The 22483-nt window shown below is 75.5% G+C and carries 14 protein-coding genes; 11 read left to right on the plus strand and 3 right to left on the minus strand.

The window, feature by feature from the left end:
• Positions 1 to 95: 95 nt before the first annotated feature.
• The 9 genes from IE312_RS01805 to IE312_RS01845 all read left to right on the plus strand — a co-directional run bounded on the left by IE312_RS01805 (position 96) and on the right by IE312_RS01845 (position 14590).
• Positions 96 to 2081: a hypothetical protein gene (locus IE312_RS01805; RefSeq protein ID WP_189977610.1), complete on the plus strand. Its 1986-nt coding sequence runs from the start codon at positions 96 to 98 to the stop codon at positions 2079 to 2081.
• 8 nt (positions 2082 to 2089) lie between these two features.
• Positions 2090 to 3322: a hypothetical protein gene (locus IE312_RS01810; RefSeq protein WP_189977612.1), complete on the plus strand. Its 1233-nt coding sequence runs from the start codon at positions 2090 to 2092 to the stop codon at positions 3320 to 3322.
• Positions 3319 to 5898, plus strand: a complete 2580-nt coding sequence (locus tag IE312_RS01815) for a hypothetical protein (RefSeq protein ID WP_189977614.1) — start codon at positions 3319 to 3321, stop codon at positions 5896 to 5898. The genes IE312_RS01810 and IE312_RS01815 overlap by 4 nt, the downstream gene beginning before the upstream one ends.
• A complete protein-coding gene (locus IE312_RS01820) occupies positions 5895 to 7223 on the plus strand; it encodes a hypothetical protein (protein ID WP_189977616.1) in 1329 nt (442 codons plus the stop codon). Before IE312_RS01815 ends, IE312_RS01820 begins: the two co-directional genes overlap by 4 nt.
• A gap of 50 nt (positions 7224 to 7273) precedes the next feature.
• Positions 7274 to 9049: a vWA domain-containing protein gene (locus IE312_RS01825; protein ID WP_189977618.1), complete on the plus strand. Its 1776-nt coding sequence runs from the start codon at positions 7274 to 7276 to the stop codon at positions 9047 to 9049.
• Positions 9046 to 9747 (plus strand): 4Fe-4S single cluster domain-containing protein, encoded by a 702-nt coding sequence (locus tag IE312_RS01830; RefSeq protein WP_189977620.1) that lies wholly within the window; start codon positions 9046 to 9048, stop codon positions 9745 to 9747. The genes IE312_RS01825 and IE312_RS01830 overlap by 4 nt, the downstream gene beginning before the upstream one ends.
• Positions 9748 to 9749: 2 nt before the next feature.
• Positions 9750 to 11135, plus strand: a complete 1386-nt coding sequence (locus IE312_RS01835) for a coiled-coil domain-containing protein (protein ID WP_189977622.1) — start codon at positions 9750 to 9752, stop codon at positions 11133 to 11135.
• Positions 11132 to 13723 (plus strand): AAA family ATPase, encoded by a 2592-nt coding sequence (locus tag IE312_RS01840; RefSeq protein ID WP_189977624.1) that lies wholly within the window; start codon positions 11132 to 11134, stop codon positions 13721 to 13723. Before IE312_RS01835 ends, IE312_RS01840 begins: the two co-directional genes overlap by 4 nt.
• Positions 13724 to 13861: 138 nt before the next feature.
• Positions 13862 to 14590: an SDR family oxidoreductase gene (locus IE312_RS01845; RefSeq protein WP_189977626.1), complete on the plus strand. Its 729-nt coding sequence runs from the start codon at positions 13862 to 13864 to the stop codon at positions 14588 to 14590.
• Here IE312_RS01845 and IE312_RS01850 read toward each other — a convergent pair.
• Entirely contained in the window at positions 14569 to 15588 is a 1020-nt protein-coding gene (locus IE312_RS01850) for a coiled-coil domain-containing protein (protein ID WP_189977628.1), read from the minus strand. The genes IE312_RS01845 and IE312_RS01850 overlap by 22 nt on opposite strands.
• A gap of 136 nt (positions 15589 to 15724) precedes the next feature.
• Here IE312_RS01850 and IE312_RS01855 point away from each other — a divergent pair, with 136 nt between their 5' ends.
• Positions 15725 to 16063, plus strand: a complete 339-nt coding sequence (locus IE312_RS01855; protein ID WP_229898878.1) for a CU044_2847 family protein — start codon at positions 15725 to 15727, stop codon at positions 16061 to 16063.
• Positions 16021 to 20628, plus strand: coding sequence for a serine protease (locus IE312_RS01860; protein WP_189977630.1), 4608 nt, complete (start codon positions 16021 to 16023; stop codon positions 20626 to 20628). The genes IE312_RS01855 and IE312_RS01860 overlap by 43 nt, the downstream gene beginning before the upstream one ends.
• 204 nt (positions 20629 to 20832) lie before the next feature.
• Here the strand turns inward: IE312_RS01860 and IE312_RS01865 are convergent, their stop codons facing one another.
• The gene (locus IE312_RS01865; RefSeq protein ID WP_370467505.1) at positions 20833 to 21999 is read right to left on the minus strand and encodes a cobalt-precorrin-5B (C(1))-methyltransferase; all 1167 of its coding nucleotides are present in this window, start codon (positions 21997 to 21999) and stop codon (positions 20833 to 20835) included.
• A gap of 178 nt (positions 22000 to 22177) precedes the next feature.
• Positions 22178 to 22483: MazG-like family protein (locus IE312_RS01870; RefSeq protein ID WP_189977633.1), on the minus strand; the 306-nt coding region annotated here is incomplete at its 5' end.

Genomic DNA, 22483 nt, shown 5'->3' on the forward strand with positions numbered 1-22483 from the left:
TGTTGCTCTCTTCCGGAGCTGACGACGAACGGTCCGGCCCAGCGGCGCACTGCCCGGTCTGCATCCACTCGGAGCAGGGCGGACGACGCTGCCGGATGTGCGGATTCCCGCTGTCCGGGGACCTGGTCCTGGGGGCCGCGACCGAGGAGGACCACCGGTCGGCAGCGGCCGAGCTGGCGGCCGCCGCGCACGCCTGGGACCTGGACGCGGCACGGCGTGCGCTGAGCGAGCCGGCCGAGCAGGCCGAGATCGCCGGGCTCCTGCGCCTCGCGCCCACCGGCGCCCCGCGCCCTGCCGGCGACCCGGAACCCGTCGGCGACCCGGACTCCTTCCGCGCCCCGCACCCCGCCGGCAGCCCCGGCCCGGTCGCGGCCGGCGCCCCCGCGGTGGCCGCCGAACCGCAGGCCCTGGCCGGCCTGCTGCACAGGCTCACCACCGGTGAGCTGTCCGAGGTGCTGTTCGTCGAGTTCGGCACCCGGCGGGCGGCGGTGGTACGGGCGTACGCCGACGCCGCCGGTCTGCCGCGGACGCGCCCGCACGCCGAGACGCCCTGGACCGACTTGGTTCCCCGGCTCGCCCCCGCGCGAGCCCTGCGCCGCTTCCAGCTCGCCGGAGGCATCGGCACCGTCGAACCGGTGGACCGCACGGCCTTCGACCAGGCCGTGCGCGACTGGCTGCGCACCGTCGTGCCCGGCGCGTACGAGGCGACGGACCCCCGTGCGACCGCGCTGGTGCTGCTGCGCGGTGGCACCGGCTGGACCCTCCTCGACCGTGCCGCCGCCGTACTGCGCGACGTCTGCCCGGCGCGCACCGAGAGCTCCCCGGCCCCCGCACCCGGTCCCGGCACGGTGTCCGCCACCACGGCCCGGGTCCGCCGGCTGCTGCGCGGCGCGCCGTTGCGCGAGCCGCACACCCTGCTCCTGGCGCGGACCGGAACCGCCACGGGCGGCCACGTTCCGGTCGAGCTCGCGCACCACGTCCTGTTCGAGGCCGGGACACGGCTCGCCCCCGGTGAGACCCGGACGGTCTCGGTCACCGTGCACAGCGGCCCGCCGGCGCCGGCCCCGCCGGCCGGCACCGCCGCGCCCTGCGACACCGTGACCGTCGTCCTGCCGCTGCTCGCCGGCCGCTACGGCCCGGCGGAGCACCGCCCGCCGCTGCTCGGCCTGCCCCGTGCCGAACTGCCCGTACGCGGCTCGGCACACCTCAGCTTCGTCCTGCACGGACCGGGCGAGATCGAGGTGCGCGCCGACGGCGCCCGCATCCGGGCCGAAGCACCCCAGGGAGCCGGCCCGGACCTGGCCGCCCTGCTCGCCCGCATGCCGCGGCGCCTTCGGCGGCCCCGGCCCGTGGAGCTCATCTGCGCCGTGGAGATGTCCGGCACCGACCGGGCCGAGATCGCCGAGCGCGTCGGCTTCACCGGCGACCTGATCCGTGCCGCCGAGCGCCACGGCCGGGCCGGCGGCGGCCTGCGGGTCGCCGTGATCGGCTACTACGACCACGCGCCCCGCAACGAGCACCAGCCCGACCGGAAGGTCATCCGGTCCGTGCGGCCGGGGCCACCCGGCCGGGCCCTGCGGCACCTGCGGGAGATGACCTCCGAGGTGCAGCCCCGGCGTACCCTCACCTCCTCGCTGGAGGACGCGCTGAAGGCCGCCGCCAGAATGACCGCGGACCGGCGCGACGAGCCGGTCGGACAGGTGCTCCTGGTGGTCGGGGACAGACCGCCGGCCCCGTACGCGCAGGAGGGCCTGGTGCCCGGCTGCCCGCTCGCCGTGGACTGGCGGGAGCAGCTGCGGACCCTGCGTCTCCGGGGCGTGCGGGTCGGCGTCCGGGCCGAGCCGTTCGCCCCGCCCGTCGCCCCGGGAACGCCCGGCGGGGAACGGCTGCGCCGCTACCTCTCCGGGACCTGGCACGACCTGCTGGGCACGGACCGCCTCCTGCTCCGGCCCGGCACCGACTCGGCGGAGCGGGCGGCGCTCGCCCTCACCGCCGGTCCGTCCCACGCCACCGACGGCATCCCGCTCGCGTTCGCCGCGCCGCCCTTCGCCCCAGGGCGATCCGACCCACCTAGGAGCTGACCCGGTTCATGACGACACACCAGCACCGGCCCGACCCGGAGCCCGACGGCTACGGCGACGAGGCCGACTCCCTGGAGCCGAGGCAGTCCCGGAACGGGCGCCCCGACGCGGACCGCGCCTGGCAGTCGCTCGCCCTCGACGGCAAGCCCGGCTCCGGCGGACCGGAACCCCAACTACCGCCCCTGCCGGGGCTCGACCCGCTGCCGGCCGGCGCCGCTGACAGCCACACCGTGTCCGACCGGGTCATGCCGCCCACGGCGATACCGCAGATGAGCGGCGCCGCCCCCGCCGGTGTCAGGATCGGGGTGTGGGGGGCGTCCGGCTCCGGCAAGACGACGTTCCTGGGCGCCGTGCCGATCGGCGCGATCCAGCACCGGCAACGCGCCCGGGTGAACTGGGTGGTCGCCGGGATGGACGCGTCCTCCCAGGAGTTCCTGCTGGACAGCGTGGACCAGCTGGTGTCCCAGCACCGGTTCCCCGAGGCGACCCGGGCGCAGCGGGACCTCAGGTGGTCCTTCACCGGCGACGCGCAGGGCACCGCAGGCCTGCGCCGCCGGCGGATCTCGTTCGCGCTGGAGGTGCTCGACCTCCCGGGGGAGGCGTTCAACCCCAGGTCCAACCAGGTCGCCGAGGATCTGCACGAACAGGCGGTCACCCACCTGTCGAACTGCGACGGCCTGGTCTACCTGTTCGACCCGCTCCTGGACGCCAACGAGCAGACCGCGAGCATCAACTACTTCTACGGGATGGCCACCCAGATGGCGGCCCGGGTGCGCGACGAGAACCGGCTCCTGCGCAACGGCCGGCTGCCGCACCACGTCGCGGTGTGCATCACCAAGTTCGACCACCCCGACGTCTTCGAGCCGGCGCTGCGGGCCCGCTGGGTCTACCAGGAGCAGCCCGGCGCCATCCCGTGCGTCCTCGATCACCAGGCGCGGGGTTTCTTCGACTGGATCTGCAACAGCTTCCGCGGCGGCAGCGCCCGCCTGGTCCGCGACGCCCTCGGGAACTTCTTCCACCCCGACCGGATGTCCTTCTACGCCACCTCCGCGATCGGTTTCCGGCTCAACGCCAACCACCAGTTCGACTACCGCAGTTACGTCAACGTCGAGCCGGACGGCGAACGGATCTGCAGTTCCCCGCCGACACCGATCAACGTCATCGAGCCGCTGATGGCCCTCGAGGAACGCCTGCGCGGATCCTCGCGCGGGGGTGGCAAGCTCTGGCGGGGGCGCGGGTGAACGGGGCTCCGGCCTGGACCCCGGTGCACGCCGCCTGGTCCCTCCAGGGCAAGGCGCCGGGGCAGGTTGCCTACGACGTGCAGGCCGGCAGCGTGGAACCCCGGGTCGCCCAGCGGTACTTCTGGGCCGCGTCCACGGAGACGCCGCGCGCCGACCGCACCCACGCCCCCGACGCGTTGCCGTGGGTGGCCTTCCTCGGCGGCGCCGAGTCCGGCGGCCCCTCGACCGGTCTGGTGGAGACCACCTGGGCGGGCGGCCGGGACGCCACCGGCCGGATCAGCTACTCGGCCCGGCTGCTGCTCCTGGACTGGCGGACGGTCAGTGGCGCGGGGCTCACCTGGTCCTCGCTCTACGCGGCCGCCCTCGACGCCGAGTGGCCGGCCGTCGGCCCCGGCGCCGTGCACCCGCCGCACCTCGTCCTCGACGCGGCACCCACCACGGCCGCGCGGCTGGCCCGGTACATCGAGGAGGACATCGGGTTCGAGTGGGCGGCGCGGTGCGCCGCGCTGCTCCTCGAAGGGCGGCACGTGGTCATCACACTGGCCCCGGAACACGCGGGCCGCCTGAGCGCCGTCACCCGGGTCGCCGTACTCGACGGGATCTGCGCCCTGCTGCCGTACGGCAGCCGCGCCTGGCTGTCCGCCGCGACCTGGGCCGGTCACGGCGCCGACCACGAGCTGCGGCTGACCTTCGCGCAGCGCCCCAGGGGAAGCCAGTGCCACGCCGTGCTCAAGGGGCAGCCGCCGCAGGAGCCCCAGACCGGCCCGGGCCGCGCCTATCTGGCGGAGCTGCGGCGGCTACGGGAGAAGAAGAACCTCGACGCCTTGCTTCCCCACCTGCTGTCCCATCGCACGGCGTTGACCCCGCACGATGCCGAGCAGGCGCTGCAGCACCTGCGGGACCTCGACCTCCAGGCGGTGGTGCTGGGAGACATCGACCGGGGCGCGGCCCGGCTGAACGATGTCGGCCGGCTCCTGGCCCTGCGGTCGTGGGACAGCCTGACCGCAGCGGAGGCCGCCCAGGTGGTGCGCTACCTGGCGCGCACCGCCCTGCCCGGCGGCCGCCCCCCGGCGGAGTGCGCGCAGGCCCGGAGCCTGCTGCTGGAGCACTGGTTCCCGGGGGCCGGTGAGGCCCTGGTGGACGAACTCAACTCCTGGGCCGACGACAGCCGCACCCTCAACCGGGTGGGCGCCGTCCTGGAACTGGCGGCCGCCGCGGCGCCCGGTGACCGGCAGGCCCACGCCCTGGTCCTGGCCGGCTACCTGGGCGGGGGAGCGGCGGCCGCGACGCCGGACGGTGTGCGTTCGCGCAGCGCGCTGCTGCACGCCCTGCAGCGGAACCTGGACGAGAACGGGGCCGCCGCCGCGCGGACCGTCCTCCTCCGGAGCCCGCAACTGGCCCTGGCCTGGCTCGACCTCAACGCCGAGCGGAACACCCTGGACGACCGGCTGGTCCGGGACCTGCTGGCCCTGCCCGGCGAAGACAGCGAGCGCAAGACGCCGAAGTGGCTGCGCGGCGTCGCGCGGTTCCACCGCGAACCGCTCGACGGCCCTGTCGAAGGGGACATCGGTGCGCTCACCGACATCTCCCCGACGGCCTGGCGCACCGGTCTCAAACTCGCCTGCCTCGCCCGCAATCCCGAGGCGCTGTCCTGGCTCGCGCCGGAGCTGTACGCCGTCGCCTCGGGACGGGAGGGCACGGACACGGACCGTGCGTTCCTGTTCCACGCGACCGAGGCACTCGTACCCGTGGAACCCGGCCTCGACGGGGCGCACGCCGCGTGGGCCGATCTGTTCCAGCGCCCCCTGCTCGACTCGGACATGCGGCGGGCACGGTGTCTGGCGGCCGACGACGTGGCGCCCGCCGAGTACGCCGGCGTCCTCAGAACGCAGCTGCCCCAGCTGGGACTGATGAGCTGGGAGATCGCCGCGCTGGCCGCCGGCCTGGTCGGTGACCGGCCCGAGCAGGTCCCGTACCCGGTCCTGTGGGAGCTGATCCACCCTCAGGGGACGCCGGAGGCGCCCTGGCTGAGGAAGCTGGAGGACCCGGTGCTCGACCGGATCGCCGAACTGCTGAAACACGCCGGGGACTGGATCACCCACGGCATGCCCGACCGGTGGGAGCAGGGTCTGCGCATGCGTCCCGACCTGCAGTGGCTCGCCCACACCGCGGAGATCCGCCGGCTCGTCGACTCGCGTACGGCCTTGCCCGAGCAACTGGGTGACGCCGTCGTGCGGGCCAGCCCCGACTCCCGGTACGCCAGGCGCGCGCAGGAGGTCGTCGAGTTCCCGTCGGCCGTGCGCGAGGCGATCACCCCCTGGCTGTACGAGCGCGCGGGCAGCGGGGACTGGCTGCACCGGCTGGCCGCGCACCTCGACCGCGCCGCGCCGCAGCGGGCCCTCGGCCGTCTGCTCTACTACTGCATCTCGCAGCAGAGGTTCGGCGACCTGGTCCGGCAACGGGCAGTGGAGGGCCACGAGCAGCTGAGGGACAGCCTCGAGCAGGGGCTGAAGATCCTGCGCCTGAAGCCGCCCCGGCGAGCCCGGCGCCGGGACGGGGGTGACGACCGCGCATGAACCCGCCGTACGCCCTCGCCCTCGACATCGGCACCCGTTACGCCCGGCTCGCCGTCGCAGGGCCCGGCGCCGGGCCGCCCCGGCCGGTGTCCCTGCCCGGTGACGTGCCGGGCGAGGGACTGCCGCTCTCCGCCGCCGTGCGGGGCCGGCCCGTGGCCGCGCTGCGCGAGGCGTACGGCACCTGTGTCGCCCGGTACGGTCCGCCCGCCGGGGCCGTGGTCGTGCTGCCGCGGCGCACCGCACGGGAGTCGGCCGGCCCCGCGACGGCAACCCTCGCCGAGGCGGGCTGCCCACGCGTCCGGGCGATCGGCACCGCGCACGCCCTGCTCGCTCTGGTCCGGCACACCGCGGGCGCGGCGGACGCCGGCACCGGGGAGTACCTCGTGTGCGACGCCGGGGCCCGCGCCGCCGACACCGCCCGCTGCACGCTGGCCGGCCCTTCGGTGCTCCTGCGCGCCACCGCCGAGGCGAGCGGGCCGACGGGCCGCCTCGGCGCGGAACTCGACGCGGCGCTCCTGGCCGCCGCCGGTCTGCCCGACGACGACGAAGGGCACCGCGGACTCGCCGCCGCGCGCCTGGACGACCCCGGCGGCCGCAGGCTGGGGTTCGCCGTGGCCCGGGCCGTGCACCAGCCCGATCCGGGCGACGACATCCCGGTGCACCGCCTGGGCGACCGGGACGTCACCGCAGGAACCGTACGGGCCTGCCTCCCGCCGCTGATCGACGCGGTACGGCAGGCCCTGGACGAGGTCGCCGCGCCGCCCGGCGCGGCGGAGCAGCCGCCGTTGCTGCTCGCCGGGGGCCTGGCCCGGCTCGCCCCGCTCACCCGGCAGCTCGCGGAACGTTACCGGCTTCTGCCCCTGCCCACGGGCGTGGACCCCGGGTACGCGGCGGCGGCCGGCGGCGCCCTGGTGGCGGCCGGTCTCGCCGACCCCGGCGACCGCTATCCGTACGCCCTCCGCATCCGTACCCACCGCCGCACGGCCGGACGGCTGCACACCGGGGAGCTGGAACTGGCCCCCGCCGGGTCCCTGGAGCCCGGCGGCGCCACCGTGTTCGCCGCCGCGGACGGCCGGCCGGCCCAGGTGCTCCCCGATGCGGCGGCCGGGCGCCCCCTGCGGATCGAGGCCGTCGGCCCCGACGGCCGCCCGTCCCCGTTCCTGGACGTCACGCTGCCCGCCGGGACACCGGACGGGCTCTGCCGGGTCGGCGTCCGCGTCGGCGCGGACGGGGTGGCCGCCCTCGTCCTGTGCCCGGTCACGGACGGCGCGGAGGCGGAGACCCGCCTGCCGCTCGGCCCGTTGCCCGTCCCGCCCGAAACCTGATCCCTCCCCATGGACCCCGAACAGTGCCGCGCCCGAGGAGCTCCCCTGCCATGAACCAGTCGCCGCCACGCCCGAGGCCGGGACGCGTGCGCGCCCGTGCCGTCCACCGCGCCGCCGCCGCACTCGCCGCCCTGGCGTTCACGGCCCTGACCGCCGTGCTGCCCGGGACGACTCCCGCCGCCGCCCGGACCGCCACCGATCCGGCGCGGGCCGGCTCGTCGCCCAGCCGCAGCGAGATCTACTCCGAGCTCCGCCTGGACCAGGTGCCCGCCGACTACGTCGTCCTGGTGGACGTCTCGGGCTCGATGACGGGCGAGGGGCGGTATTCGTCGGTCCGGTCGGCGCTGCTGCCGTTCCTGAAGGGTCTGGCGCCGCGGGACTACGTCGCCCTGTTCACCTTCGGGGACAAGGCCGAGACGGTCTATCTGGGCCACCCGTCCGCCCCGAAGGCCATCGTCGGCAGGCTGCCCGGCCGGGCCGGACCCTCCAGCGTGCAGACCGACATCGGCGCCGCCCTGGACCGGGGCCTGGCCGAACTGGAGCGGCCCGGCGCCGCCGACGTCGGCTCGGTGGTGATGTTCACGGACGGCAAGCACGATCCGCCGGCGGGCTCCCGGTACCCCACGTCCGGGGGACCGGCCTGGAAGGCGCTGCGGGACCGGGCCGGCAAGCTGGCCCGGCACCACGAACTCGCCGCGTACGCGCTGCCGTTGGCGACCGACGAGTCCGGCACCGCACAGTTGTCCGGCGTCGTTTCGGACACCACCGAGCTGCGGCCGGACTCGGTGCAGAACCTCGCCGGGTACCTCGGACGGGCCGCCGAGCGGGCCCGGGCGCGCAAGGCCGCCCGGCTGATCGCCCAGGACGCGGGCAAGGGCGTCACCGCCACCTTGTCGCCCACCGGGCCGCTCGACCTGGACAAGGGCGGTGCGACGGCCACGCTGACCCTGACCGCCACCACCGCGCGGGTCCCGCTGACCGTGACCGGCCTCGGGGCGACCCTGGACGATCAGCCGCTCACGGTGACCGGCCTCCCGGACCGGGTGTCCCTGAAACCCGGCACGGCCCGGCAGTTCCAGGTCACGGTGCGGGGCGAGCCCGACGCCGGGCTGCTGCCGGTGCGGCGGACCTGGGAGGCCGAGGCCGGCCTGACCGTGCACGGCAAGGTCGCGACGCCCTGGGCGGCCACCCTGGACGAGGTGCGCTTCCGGGTGCCGGCGGCGGTGAAGGGGCCGGCCACGAAGCTCCGGCTGCGGGCGCAGGTCGGCTCGGCGCTGACCCTGCCCCTGCTGATCGGAGTCCCGCTGGTACTGCTCGTCGCGGCCCTGGCGCTGTGGATGCGCAACAGCCGGGCGGTCGTCAACGGCGTACTCCTCGCCTCCCCGGCGCTCGGCGACGGCCCGGGGGACGAGATCGTCCTGCGCGGACGGCAGGTGACGTTCGTGCCGCCGCGGATCGGTGGCAAGGGCCGCGCCCACGGCCGCCGGTACCGGGCGGACGACGGCCGCCGCGACATCGCCCTGAACCTCAGCTACAGCCCGGACGGCACGGCGGCACGCAGCGCGAACGCCGTGTGCCGACCGGGCGAGCCGGTGGTGGTCAACGGCATCCGCTTCGACTACCGGCCGGACCGTCACGGGTACCGGCCGGACCGTGACGGGGTGTCAGCGGCCGACGTGACCCGAGCCGGCGCGGCGCCCGGCCCCCTGCCCGTCCCGCGGCCCGGTGCCCTCCCGCCCCACGGGGACGGACCCTGGGACGGCTCCCCGCCGCGGCCACCCGCGCAGCGGGGGAGGCCCACGCCCTCCGAACGGGACCTGCCGTGACCGGCCCCGCCCTCAATGTCGCCGCCACCCGCGTCGGCACCCACGCCCTGGGCCCGGGGCGGCGGTCGGTGGTGTGGGTGCAGGGCTGCCCCTTCCGCTGCCCCGGCTGCCTGGCACCGGAGTGGATCCCGGACCGCGCCGCCCGCCACGCGCACCCCGCGGAGCTGGCCGACGAGTTGCTCGCCGACCCCGGCGTGACGGGTCTGACCCTCTCCGGCGGCGAGCCGATGACCCAGGCCGGCGGGCTCGCCGCGCTGGTCCGGGCGGCCCGCGGCCGACGCGACCTCTCGGTGATCTGCTTCACCGGGTACCGCCTGGAACGGCTGCGTGCCCGCCCGCCCGCACCGGGCGTCACCGAACTGCTCGGCCTCCTGGACGTGCTGATCGACGGCCGGTACGTCGCCGGCCTCGACGACGGCAAGGGGCTGCGGGGCAGCAGCAACCAGCGCGTCCACCACCTCACGCCCCGGCTCGCCGGATGCGGGTACGACTTCACCGGCGGGCCGCGTACCGCCGAGATCACCGTCGACGGCACCACCGCCCTGCTGGTCGGCGTCCCTCCGCCGGGGCTGCTCACCGCCTTCGACTCCGCGGTGCGGGAGACCCGTTCGCGGCTGCTCCCGCCCGGAACACCCGACGCGACGCCCGGCGCCCCCGGGCGCGCGCCGCTGCCGACCCGACCACGTGAGGACAACTGACCATGAGCGGCAAGAAGCGCATCCTGGTGGACGAAACCGAGTGGTACCGGGCTCAGCGGGCGGCCCAGAACCTCAAGCAGGTCCGGCGCGACGTCCCCCGCCTCCTCGACGAGGTGCGGCGGCGGACCGAGGCCGACCAGGCGCGCACGCGCGCCGTACTCGAGGAGCGTGCCCGCCGGACGGAACAGGCGCTCTCCGGGCTCGCGGCCCACACCCGGCAGCTCGAGCGCGACACCGGACGCAGGCTGCGCGAGCAGTCCGAGCGCCTGCACCGGGAGCTGCGCGGCACCGCGGACCGCCTCGAACGCGACACCCGAACCCGGCTCGCGGAGCAGCGCGCGGCCCTGGAGCGCGAACTCGCCGCCGAACGCGACCAGCGCCGCCGGGACATCGCCGGCCTGACCGGACGCGTCGACGAGCTGGCCGGGAACCGGGACCGTGCCGCGGCCGCCGCCCGGGACTGGCTCGCCGACGGCGCCACGATGGCCGGTCTCATCGCCGACACCCTGCCGCACGAACGCCACGCTCCCGGCAGGCTCGACCGGCTCCGCCTGGACCTCGACACCGCGCGGCGGAACATGGACGCCGGCCATCACGAGGCCGCCCTCCCCCTCGCGCAGCGCGCCTACCTGGACCTCAGCGAACTGCGCGTGGACATCGAACACCGGGAGCTGGAGCGGCGGCTCGCCCAGGGAGCCGCCACCGACGCCCTGGTCCTGGTCGAGACCCTGATCACCCAGAACCGGGTCAGGCCGGTGACAGGGCCCGACGGCGAGCCGATCGAAGGGGCCGAACTCGATGTGGACCACTGGTCGGAGGGCGAGCTGGACGAGCTGCGGGCCGAGGTGACCGAGCGGCTCTCCCGGGCCGGGGACGATGCGACCACCGTGGCCGAACTGCGCGAACTGACCGTCGAGGCGCCGCAGCTGGAGCAGCGGCTCGGCGAGATCGTGGACCGGGCCGGCATGCGGCTGCTCGCCTCGCAGCTCCGCGTGAACCTCGCCGACTCCGTGGCCGGCACCCTCTCCCGGATCGGCGCCTACGAGCTGGCGGACGGCGAGTACGAGGACGCGGACGAGCGCCGTGCGTACCACGCCGTCCTCGAGCACGCGAACGGCAACAAGATCGTCGTACAGGTCCTGCCCGCACCGGAGGGCGAGACGGGCCAGGTCCTGCGGGTCCTGTCCTACGACCACGACACGGCGTCGGAACGGGAACTCCGGGACCGCGCCGAGGCGGTACGGCACGCGCTCGCGGACGACGGGCACCCGACCGGGGCCCTGGAGAGCGAGCCCGGCGTCCCGGACCCCGGCGCCGACGACCTGGGCCGGTTCCGCAAGCCGGAGGCCGCCCCGCTGCACAGGCGCCCGGCCGACGGAGCCTCATGACCGGCCGGCTCGGCTCCCGCTTCGCCGGCCTGCGGCTCAGCGCCGGCGAGCCGTTCACCGTGGTGTACGGGCCCGGCGTGGACGACACCTTCATCGGCGCGGACCACCGGGAGAGGAACCTGGACGCGGTGCTGTGGCACCTGCTGCGCGCCCAGTCCTGCGCGTACGTGGCCTACAGCTCCCAGCGCCGGCCCCTGTACTTCCTGGACCCGGAGTCCGAGGCGCGGTCCCGGCCGTCCGGCCGGGTCCCGGCGGGCGCGCCGTCGCGCCCGCCGGCACAGCCGGCAGGCTCCGCGGGAGCCGGGTACATGCGCCACCCCCAGCTGCGCGGCCCGCTCGGCCGGGTGGTGGTCCGCCCGCCGGCCCGGGGGCCGGGCCCCGCGCCGGCCGGGGCACGCAGCGTCTCCTCCGCCGCGGACGGGACCGGCTCGCCCACCGAACCGGCCCCGACGCGTGCCCTCTCCGACCCCTTCACCGTGATGACCCTGGCGGGATACCTGGCCGATCCGCCGCACCGTACGGCCGTGGTCTTCACCGAGGCGGAGAGCACCCTGCGGCACACCGACGCCACCCGCCCCCTGGACACCTTCTTCAGCGACTGGGCCCGGCACGGCGACTACGACCACCCGGTCGTCCTCGTCTTCGCCCGCCCGACGTTCGACGCCTGTGTGAGTTACGTCGAATCACTGCACGGCTACCCGGGCCTGGCCGCCCGGCTGCGCCGGCAGGCCACCCCCTCCGTCCGCGTCGGCTACCCCGACGAGGCCGAACTGCACCGCCTCGTCCAGCGGATGCGCCTGCGCGACGGCTTGCGCATCCGTGACTGGCGGGAACTGGACGGCGTCGTAAGGGCGATGGCCGCCCAGCCCCTCACCGTGAAGAACTGGCGCAGCAACCTGCTGTCCCTCGACGGCACCCCGTTCAGCGGCAGGGAACTGACCGAGCGGGGCTGGCTGCCCCGCGCCGGCCGGGACACGCGCCCGGCCGCGGAGCAGCTGGACGACCTGGTGGGCCTGGAGCCGGTGAAGGGACACCTGAAGCGGTTGCGCAGGCGGGTGGCGGCCCAGGCGCTGCTGCGCGAGCGGGGCCTGGGCACGGACGCCGAAGCGGCCTCCCCCCACCTGCTGTTCGCCGGTCCGCCCGGCACCGGGAAGACCACGGTGGCCCGGCTCGTCGGCGAGATGTACCGGGAACTCGGCGTGCTCAGCCGCGGCCACCTGGTGGAGACCCGGCTCGACGACCTGGTCGCGGGATACGTCGGCCAGACGACTTCCCGCGCCCACGCCGTACTGGACCAGGCCGTGGACGGGGTGCTGTTCCTCGACGAGGTCCACGGACTGGGCAGCGAGAACGGCAGCTTCGAGCGGGACGTGCTGAAGGTCCTGCTCGCCAGGCTGGAGAACGACCGGGACCGGCTCGTGGTGATCGCGGCCGGATATCCCGACAAGGTCGACGAGTTCCTCGCCTCCGACGACGGCCTGCGCCGCCGGTTCGGCGAGCGCATCGCCTTCCCCGACTACCCGCCGGACGTCCTGCACCGCATCCTGCTGCGGTACCTGGCGGCACACGGCCTGCGCTGGGACGCGACGCTGGCCGGTCAGCTGCTGCACGTCGTCACCGAACTGCACGCCACCCGCCGCCCCGACTTCGGCAACGCCGGCACCATGCGCAACCTCAGCGAGAAGATCTTCACCGAGTGGGCCGTCCGGGTCGGCGAGGACATCGGACAGCCGCTGACCGTCGCCGACCTGCCGGAGGACCACCGCGCCCTGCTGCCCCGGCCCGCGCCCGACGACGGCACCCTGCTGTCCGAGCTGGACGCCATGGTGGGCCTCGCGCCGGTCCGCGAGGTGCTCGGCGACCTCGCCAAACGCATCCGGCTCCGCCAGGTCCGCGGCAGGGGCCTGCCCCCGCCACCGAACCTGCTGTTCGTGGGACCGCCCGGCACCGGCAAGACGACCGTGGCGCGGGCCGTCGGCGCGATGTTCCGCAAGCTTGGCGTGGTGCGCAAGGGCCATGTCGTCGAGACCACGCGCGCCGACCTGGTCGCCGAGTACGTCGGCCAGACCGCGCCCAGGGTCCGCGAGGCCGTGCACCGGGCCCTGGACGGCGTGCTCTTCATCGACGAGGCGTACAGCCTGACGGCCGGCTCGGGCGTGCAGGGCGCCGACTTCGGCAAGGAGGCCGTCGACACCCTGGTCAGGGAGATGGAGCACTGGAACGACCGGCTGGTGGTGATCGCCGCGGGTTATCCGCACGAGATGGAGGCGTTCGTGCGCAGCAACAGCGGTCTCGCCTCCCGCTTCACCGTCCGCGTGGAGTTCCCGCCGTACAGCGCCGCGGAACTGGTGGAGGTGCTGCGCCGCAGCGCCGCGGCCGACGGCTACGTGCTCACGCCTCAGGCCGCGGAACGGGCCGAGCAGTGGTTCGACGCCCGACGGCGTACCGACCCCACCGGCTTCGGCAGCGCCCGCGAGGTGCGCGGCCTTCTCGCCGCCATGGAGTCCCGCCTCGCCGGCCGCCTCCTGGCGGACCCGCCCGCCACCGACCACTCCACGTTCACCGCCGACGACGTCCCGCCGCCCTAGGAGACACCTCCTGGTCCAGCGCCTGCCGAGTGCCGCGCCTCCCGGCGGCTGCGACGCATGCGCGCACGTGCCCGATGGCGCTTCCCTATCACGGTACATATGCCATATTGCGCATGTAATCGCTACGGAGGGCATGCCATGAAGATCGCAGTGATCGGCGGTACCGGGCTGATCGGCTCGCAGGTCGTGAGGAACCTGACCGCGGCCGGGTACGAGGCGGTGCCGCACTCGAAGTCCACCGGAGTCGATGTCATCAGCGGTCAGGGACTGCAGGAGGCGACGGCGGGAGCGGACGTCGTCGTCAACCTGACGAACTCCCCGACCTTCGACGAAGCCTCCCCGGGTTTCTTCCAGACCTCGATGGACAACCTCCTGGCCGCAGCGCACAAGGGCGGCGTCGGCCACTTCGTCATTCTCTCGATCGTCGGCGTGGACCAGGTGCCGGAGCTGGACTACTACCGGGCCAAGGCACTGCAGGAGAAGATCCTCGCGGCGGGACCGATCCCTTACTCGATCGTCAGGGCGACGCAGTTCATGGACTTCATGGACGCGGTCCTGTCCTGGACCGCTGACGCCGACACCGTCCGGCTGCCCGCCACGCCGATCCAGCCGATCGCCTCCGGAGACGTGGCCGCCGCGGTGGCGGAGGTCGCCGTCGGAGCCCCGCTGAACGGCATCCGCAACATCGCCGGCCCCGAGGTCCTCACCCTGGACGAGGTGGGCCGGATCACCCTGGCCCACAAGGGCGACCACCGTACCGTCACGACCGACCCCACCGCCGGCATGTTCGCCGTCGTCAAGGGCGACGTCCTCACCGACACGGACGCCCACCTCGCCCCTACCCGCTACACCGACTGGTTGTCCTGACGTCCCCGCCCACTGCTTGTCCCGTCCCAGGAGACAGGGGCCTGGTCGAGCGCCTCCCGCAACACCCGGTCGATCGCGCCGAGACGCCGCTCCACATCGGCGGCGGCCGAACGCGCGCGGTCGAGCGCCGTCCCGGTATCGCCGAGCCGGTCCCCGCGACCGGCGGCGCCGTCGGTGTCGGCCCACTCGGCCAACGCCTCCGCCAGCTCCCGGTCCGCTCGCGCGTAGCGCTCCAACTGCGGAACGTGCTCGCCCAGTTCGGTGCGTACCGCCTCCAGGCGCCGGCTCCGCTCGTCCAGTTCGGAAGTGACCCGGGCCAGTTCCCGCTCCTCCACGGCGAGCCGCTCGCCGATGTCCTCGGCCCGGCGGAGCGCCTCCCGGGTCCGCGGGGCGAGCGCGTCCAGCTGGTCCTCGCCGAGCCGTACCAGCGCGCCGCAGTCGGCGGCCAGCGTCCGCTCCGCGGAGACGTCCCGGGAACGCAGCGCCTCCAGACGTGCGTCCACCACCTGTTGCTGTCCGCCGAGCGCGTCCAGAGTGTCCACCAGCCGTTCCAGGCGGCGCAGTTCCGCGATGCGGTCCCGCAACTCCGCGTGCTCGGCCAGGCGTCGGCGCAGGTCGTCCTCGACGGCGGCGAGCCGCTCCAGCACCGTCCGGTCGGCCCGCAGCCGTTCGTGGAGCGCGGTGAGCTCGGCGAGCCGCTTGTCCAGCTGCTCCGCCGGCCGCTCCCCGGGGCGGGCGGCCGCCACCAGGCGGGGAGCCCCGGCGGTCAGTGCCGGCACCTCGCCCAGCGCGTCGTACAGGCCGAACAGCCCCTCCAGAGCGGCCGTGCCGTCGTCGTCGCACAGCTCCGCCAGCGCCTGCGCGGTCCACCGGAGCGAGGCGCCGAGCGCCGCGAGGAAGTCGCCTCCCGCGAGCGCGTCACCCAGTTCCCGGCGGGCACGCCCACCCGGGGACACATCGTCCGCGGCCGCCATCCGCACCCCCGCTTCCCTGCGCACACCGCCGTCCGGGGCAGCGTAGCGCCGAAGTCCGGTCCCGCAGGCGCATTCGCCTGTGGGCGGGGCCGCCCGGACCTAGACTTCCCCTCAGGGAGGGGGCTCGTCCCGCGGACGAGCCCGACGGTGGGGGGAGCCCGTGAGCGAACTGGTGCGTTTCGAGGGGCCGGAGGGCTCCGAACTGGTGGTGGAAGTGGTCGACGACACCCCTGGTCTCGAGCTGGTCTCGCGCCGCGAGGACGGCATCGTCGAGGCCCGGCGCAGGCTTCAGGAGTCGCTCCGGTCCACGCTGCCCACCCTGCGGTCGGTCGTGGACACCGCCCTCGGCCTCGCCCCGCAGGAGATGGAGATCGAGTTCGGCATGAAGTTCACCGCGGAGGCCGGTGTCGTCGTCGCCAGGACCGCGACGGAGGGACACTTCGCCCTGCGGCTGCGGTGGACACGGGCCGGCACCGCGCCGGCGAGCCCGGGGACCTGACGGACGTGGCCCTCGGCCGGGAACAGCCGCCCTGGCTGGTCAGCATCCGACGCGGAGCCGCCGACGGGCCGGCGCACGGCGTCGGCGTCCTGTGCGGGCCACGCCACATCCTCACCTGCGCCCATGTGATCGGACGGTCCAGGGACGCGCCCGGCGGTCCGGTGTACGTCCGGTTCCAGCACGTGCGGCACGCCGAGGCGCTGGAGGCGACGGTGTCGCCGGGCGGCTGGCATCCGGCCACCGCGGCACGCACGGGGGACGTGGCCGTCCTCGAACTCGCGGGCGACCCACCGCCCGGCGCCCGGCCGGCACCGCTGTGCACCACGGCGGCCGGTATCTGGCACCACCGCTTCCGTGCCTACGGCTACCCGAAGAAGCACGCGCACGGTGGTGTCCCGGTGCGCGGCGAGATCGTCGACCACGCGGGCGACGAGTGGCTGCTGCTGGAACCGCGGGCGGGCTGGGCGCCGGAACCCGGATTCTCCGGAGCGCCGGTGTGGGACGAGGAGGGCGACGGGGTGATCGGCATCCTCAACGCCCGCGAGCGCAGCGGGGACCCCGGCGCGCGGGGGACCGGTACCCCCGTCACCGCGTACGCGATCAAGACCGAGGCGCTGCTGCGCTACTGGCCCCCGCTGGCCGGACAGGTGCGGGAGCAGACCGAGCACGAGCTGCGGGCCCGCCTGGAGGCGCGGCTCGCGCTGCCGCTCACGGTGCCGGGGGAGCTGCCCGTCGTCGCCGAGGTGGATCCGTACCACATCGGAGTGACCCCCTCCACGTACAGCGGGCACCGGCCCGGGGACGGCCGTGCCGACGCCTACGTACCGCGCCGCGGGCCGGACGCGCTCCTGGAGGAGGCGCTGGACGGCGTGGTCTCGGCCGCTCCGGGCAGCACCCGGCTGCTGCTGCTCGTCGGGCCGTCCAAGTCCGGCAAGTCCCGGACCCTGTTCGAACTGCTGCGACGCCGGGTGCCGCGGGCCCGGCTCCTGGTGCCCGCCGCGGACCGGGCGGCACCGGGGGACCTGTCCCGGCTGCGGCTGCCGTCCAGCGGCGACCGGGTCGTCCTGTGGCTGGACGAGCTGGACCACTACCTGCGGCCCGGCGGGCTCACCGTCCAGGTCCTGGAGCGGTTCGCACGGCAGGACCCGCCGGTCGTCGTGGTCGCCTCCATGACCTCGCTGCAATGGCAGGCACTCTTCGACCGCGCCGACGACCAGGGGCGCCTCGCGCGGAGTGTGCTGCGCCTGGCCCGCCGGGTGGACCTGCCACAGCGGCTCACCGACGAGGAACTGGCCGAGGCCGCCCGCCAGTACCCGGGCGAGGACTTCACGGCGCGGGGCATCGGGCAGGTCCTGGTGGCCGCGCCGGAGCTGGAGCGGCGTCTGACGGACGGCTTCGACAGCTGCCCGGCAGGCTGGGCGGTGACCCGGGCGGCGGCGGACCGGTGGCGGATGGGCCTGCGCGGACCGGTGTCGGAGGCCGCCCTGTTCCGGTTGTTCCGTGGCTACCTGAGCGACGCACACCCGTCCCTGGACGCGGACGAGGCGGCGTTCCGAGCCGGGCTCGCCTGGGCGCGCGAGCCCGTCGCCGGGCAGATCGCCCTGCTCCACCCGGAGCGGTCCCCGTCCCCGGCGGAGCCCGAGGACGCCACGCCCGGCGGCGGATCCGCGCGACGGAGGTACGCCGTCTTCCCGTACGTACCCGACTACCTCGACACCAGGACCGACGACCCCGGGGCGGCGGTGCCCGGCTTCGCCTGGCAGCTCGCCCTGGCCGACCAGGTGCCCGGCGGCACCGGGGCCCCCGGGGAGACGGCGCCCCCGAGCACCGATCTGCTCACGGTCGCCGTCACCGCGGTCGCCCGCGACGAGCCGGACGTAGCCGTGACCGTGCTGCGCCGGGTCCGGCAGGTCGGCGGGGACTCGGACGACGCGGCATGGGCCGCGGTCATGCTCGGGCAACTCGAGATCGCCCGGGGTGCGTTCGCGCAGGGCATGGAGTACCTGGAGGCGGCCCTGGAGTCCGGGGTCCCGGACGTCGTGCCGCTGGCCCAGATCGAACTCGGTGGTGTGCTGGTGGCCGGCGACCGGGCCCGGGCCGGCCGGCTCCTCCAGGCGGCGATGGGCTGCCACAACCGGCAGCTCGCGCTGCTCGCCCGGGTGTACTACTCCGGGCTGCTGATCCTGCAGGGCCGGCACGACCAGGCCCTGTCGCTCCTGGACGACGTGCTGGCCGAGGGCGACGACGAGGTGGCCGGCCTGGCACGGGCCAGGCTCGGCGGCATGCTCGCCGACGAGGGCGCGCCCGCCGCCCTGGGCGGCACCCGCAAGCAGGGCCCGGTCACCGGCGGCCCGGAACTGCTGCGGACCCGCCCGGCCCGCGCCGGCGAGCTGTCGCTCCCGGACACCGGCCCCTGGACGCTCTCCCGGACCATGGACGCCTCGGTGACCGCGCCGATCACGGAGTTCGCCCGGACCAACATGAGCTGGCTGCTGGCCAACCAGGGGAAACTCGACCAGGCGGAGCAGATGCTCCGGGAGGTGATGGCCGGTGGCCACCCGCTGGCCGCGCCCCTCGCCTGCGCCAACCTCGGTGACCTCTTCGTGGAATGCAACCGGTGGGGCGAGGCGCGAGCCTTGCTCGAGAGCGTGCTGGACGCCCCGGTACCGCTGGTGTGGCCGCTGGCCCAGGTCGCACTGGGACGGCTGCTGGTGAGCGGGGAGGAGGACCAGGAGCAGGGCGCCGAGCTGCTGCGTGACGTGATCCGGTCGGGCCACCCCGCCCTCGCCCCGCGCGCCGCCCACGTCCTGGGCTGCTGGCATGCCGCGCACGGGCGGGCGGAGCGTGCGGAACACCGGCTGGGGCAGGCCGTCGCCTCCGGCCACCCGGACTGGGCTCCGGCCGCCCAGCTCGCCCTGGCGGGGCTCTCCGTGGCGCGCAACGACCTGGACCACGCGCGCCTGCTGCTCACCGAGGTCGCCGAAGGGCCGTGGGTGAACGCCCCGTACGCCATGGACCAACTGGGCGATCTGCTGGCCACGGCGCAGCGGTACGAAGAGGCGGAAGCCGCCTACCGGCGGGCCATCGACTCCGGCCACGAGCACTGGTCCCCGCTCGCGCGGATCGACCTGGCGCTCATGCTGGCGGAGACGGCCGACCCGGACGACCCGGACGACGTGGCCGTGGTCACCGGGCTGCTCGCGCAGGCCGCGGCCTCCGGTCACCCCGGACAGGGCCCACGCGCCGCGGAGTTGCTCGGCGAGATGCTGGCCCTGCTGGAACGGTACGAGGAGGCCGAGGCCGCCTACCGGCAGGCCGTCGACTCCGGCCACGCGTACTGGTCCCACCTCGCCCGGATCCACCTGGCACTCATGCTGGCCGACTTCGTCGACCCGGACCGGCCGCGGGCGTTCGCGGCTGTGGCGGACCTGCTCGTCGAGGCCGTGGACGCACCGGAACCCGCGCTCTCCGCCTGGGCCCGGTCGCTGCTCGGACAGGTCCGTCTCGCCGAGGGCGACCGGCCGGAAGGGCTCCGGCTGCTGCGGTCGGCCGTGGCCGCCGATGCGCCGCGGTCGTCCGACGCGGCCCGGCTCTTCCTGGCCACGGAGCTGTTGGACGACGGCGGGGACGCAGCCGAGGCAGAGGCCGCGGAACTGCTGGAACAGGCCCTGCGCGGGGAGCCGTCGGAGGCCACCGAGGCGGCACGGGTGTTCCTCGGCACCCTGCGCCTCCGCCAGGGCGATCACGCCGCCGCGCGACGGCTGCTGGCCGACACCACCGGGCCCGACACCACCGGGTCCGACGCCGACGAGGACGTCGCCGGCGAGGACGTCGCCGACAGCTACCTCGACCGGGGCGAGTACCTGCTGGAGATCGGGGAGACCAAGAGGGCCGCGGACCTCCTCACCGCCGTCCTGGACATGGGCGTCCCGGGCGCCGCGCCCCGGGCCGGCCTGCTGCTCGGCGTGACCCGGCTGGCCGAGCGCGCACTGGAGGAGGCCCGGGAGCACCTCTCCGCGGCGGTGGCATCGGGCGACCCCGCCGTGGAACCGCAGGCACGCCGGTACCTGGGCAGCACGCTGGCCCGGCTCGGCCGGCCCGCGGAAGCGGAGGAGACGCTGCTCCCCCTGGCCGCGGCCGAGGACCGCCCGGAGCGCCCGCAGGCCCTGCTGATGCTGGCCCGGCTCGCGGTGGTCGGCGGGCGCCCCGCCGAGGCCTCCCAGCGTTTCGAGCAGGTGCTGGCCGCCGCCGACCCCGAAGCGGTGGCCGAGGCGCGCACCGCGTACGCCCAACTGCTGCGGGAGACCGGGCGCTGGGACCGCCTGGCGGAGATCCTGTCGGCGCCGGCGGACGCCCGCCCCCTGCCGGAGCCCGCCACCCCGGACCCCGCGCCACCCGCCCTGACCTCACTGGTGCTGGCCCTGCTCGGCGACGTCGCCGCCTCGGAACAGCGGTGGCACGAGGCCCGCCACTGGTACCGCCGGGCCCTGGAGGCGCCCGACGGGGACCGGGCACACGACCGTGCGCGCAGGGCCCTGGGAATCCTCCGGACTCCTGCTCCCTAGCAGTGCCCCGTGCGGGCCCGTCGCCCGCGGCCACGGCGCCGACGGGCTTCGGAGGGCTACGGGGCGACTGACGACCTGCACGTCATGGGCGCCCGCGCCGCGGCCCGGGCGCCCGCAACGCGGCTCCCGGAAGGCGGCTCCCGGAAGGCGGCTCCCGCCGGATCGCCGTCCGGACGCCGTGCCGTCCCGCACCGGGCCGGAGGCTCAGCGGACCGTGCTGCGCCCCACGACCGCCCCCGCCCGGTCGATGCAGATGACGTCCACGGCGACCGGCGCTCCGCGCAGCACGGCGCGGGCCTCGTCCCGCGCGGCCGCCGCCACCAGGTCGCCGAGCGGCACGCCGGCGGCCTGGCACAGCCGGAGCGCGGCGAGGCCCGTGTTGGCGGCGGCCACCTCGTCGGCTAGCGCGTCGTCCGCGCCGCCGCCGCGCGCCAGTCCGGCCAGGAAGCCCTTGTCGACCTGGGAGCGGCCGGAGTGCAGGTCCAGATGGCCCGCCGCGAGCTTGGACAGCTTGGCGAAGCCGCCACAGAGCGTGAGGCGCTCCACCGGGTGCCGGCGGATGTACTTCAGCACGGCGCCCGCGAAGTCGCCCATGTCGAGCAGGGCGTCCTCGGGCAGGCCGTACTCGGCGACCACGGTCTTCTCGGACGTCGACCCGGTGCACCCGGCGACATGGGTCCGTCCGGCCGCGCGGGCCACGTCCACGCCCCGCCGGATGGAGTCGATCCAGGCCGAGCAGGAGTACGGCACGACGATCCCCGTGGTGCCGAGGATGGACAGGCCGCCGAGTATCCCGAGCCGGGGGTTCCAGGTGGAGCGGGCGATCTCCTCGCCGTGGTCGACGGAGACGGTGATCTCCACGTCCGCGCTCCCGCCGTGCCGGGCGGCCACCTCGGCGACGTGCTCGCTCATCATCCGCCGCGGGACCGGGTTGACGGCTGCTTCACCGACGGGCAGTGGAAGACCGGGCCGGGTGACCGTCCCCACGCCGGGGCCCGCCTTGAAGACGACCCCGCTGCCCGCGGGCAGCCGCCGGACCGTCGCCCGCACCAGCGCACCGTGCGTGACATCCGGGTCGTCACCCGCGTCCTTCACGATCCCCGCCATGGCGGATGCTCCGGACAGTTCCTCGGTGGCCAGCGCGAAGGACGGCGTCTGCCCCTTGGGCAGCGTGATCGTCACCGGATCGGGGAACTCCCCGGTCAGCAGCGCGGTGTACGCGGCCGTCGTGGCCGCCGTCGCGCAGGCACCGGTGGTCCAGCCGGGCCGCAGGCCGGTGTGCTCCAGCTGGGCGCGACGACCTCCCTGCACCCGGCCCGTGTCCTGTGCCCCGTCCGCCCGTCCCACGCCCCGACCCCCACTGCTCCCCATGAACGGACCCACACTCCCTGCACGTACTGCTCCTCGGCGGTACGTCGGGGGCTCCCCGCCTCGCCAGGAACGATCGCTTCCAGCGGCACCGGCCGCTGCCGCCCTCCATGTTCCCCTGCGCGCCCGGCGCCGGTCCGGCTGGGTCCCCGTCGAGGACCCGGACCCCGGCGTGTGCCGTTCAGCCAAGCTGCGGCTCGGCGCCGGGATCCTGGGCCGGAAGGAACCTCACGGCCTTCCGGGCCAGGACGGCGGCGAAGTACTCGCGTGCGTCGGGACGCAGCCGGGCCAGCGCGACCATGCCGGTGATGACGGCGTCGGCCACCTCGTCCTGGACGTCCGCCCACGTGTGGCTGTGCCCCTTGCGGGGATTGGTGCCCCGGGCGCCGATGACGGCCTGCGCGGCCTCGCCGACCTCTTCGGCGAGCTTGAGCACTTGCAGGGTCCATTGCTCCTCGGGTGCGAGTTCCTGCTCGGTGTCGAGGCG

The organism is Streptomyces capoamus, assembly GCF_014654935.1.
GTDB classification, from domain to species: Bacteria; Actinomycetota; Actinomycetes; order Streptomycetales; family Streptomycetaceae; genus Streptomyces; species Streptomyces capoamus.

What these genes read in the sequence shown, in the direction of transcription:
- IE312_RS01865 (WP_370467505.1), bottom strand. Translation starts at nt 21,999, where the DNA reads ATGGGGAGCAGTGGGGGTCGGGGCGTGGGACGGGCGGACGGGGCACAG.
- IE312_RS01845 (WP_189977626.1), top strand. Translation starts at nt 13,862, where the DNA reads ATGAAGATCGCAGTGATCGGCGGTACCGGGCTGATCGGCTCGCAGGTC.
- IE312_RS01805 (WP_189977610.1), top strand. Translation starts at nt 96, where the DNA reads ATGTGCGGATTCCCGCTGTCCGGGGACCTGGTCCTGGGGGCCGCGACC.
- IE312_RS01820 (WP_189977616.1), top strand. Translation starts at nt 5,895, where the DNA reads ATGAACCCGCCGTACGCCCTCGCCCTCGACATCGGCACCCGTTACGCC.
- IE312_RS01840 (WP_189977624.1), top strand. Translation starts at nt 11,132, where the DNA reads ATGACCGGCCGGCTCGGCTCCCGCTTCGCCGGCCTGCGGCTCAGCGCC.
- IE312_RS01835 (WP_189977622.1), top strand. Translation starts at nt 9,750, where the DNA reads ATGAGCGGCAAGAAGCGCATCCTGGTGGACGAAACCGAGTGGTACCGG.
- IE312_RS01810 (WP_189977612.1), top strand. Translation starts at nt 2,090, where the DNA reads ATGACGACACACCAGCACCGGCCCGACCCGGAGCCCGACGGCTACGGC.
- IE312_RS01825 (WP_189977618.1), top strand. Translation starts at nt 7,274, where the DNA reads ATGAACCAGTCGCCGCCACGCCCGAGGCCGGGACGCGTGCGCGCCCGT.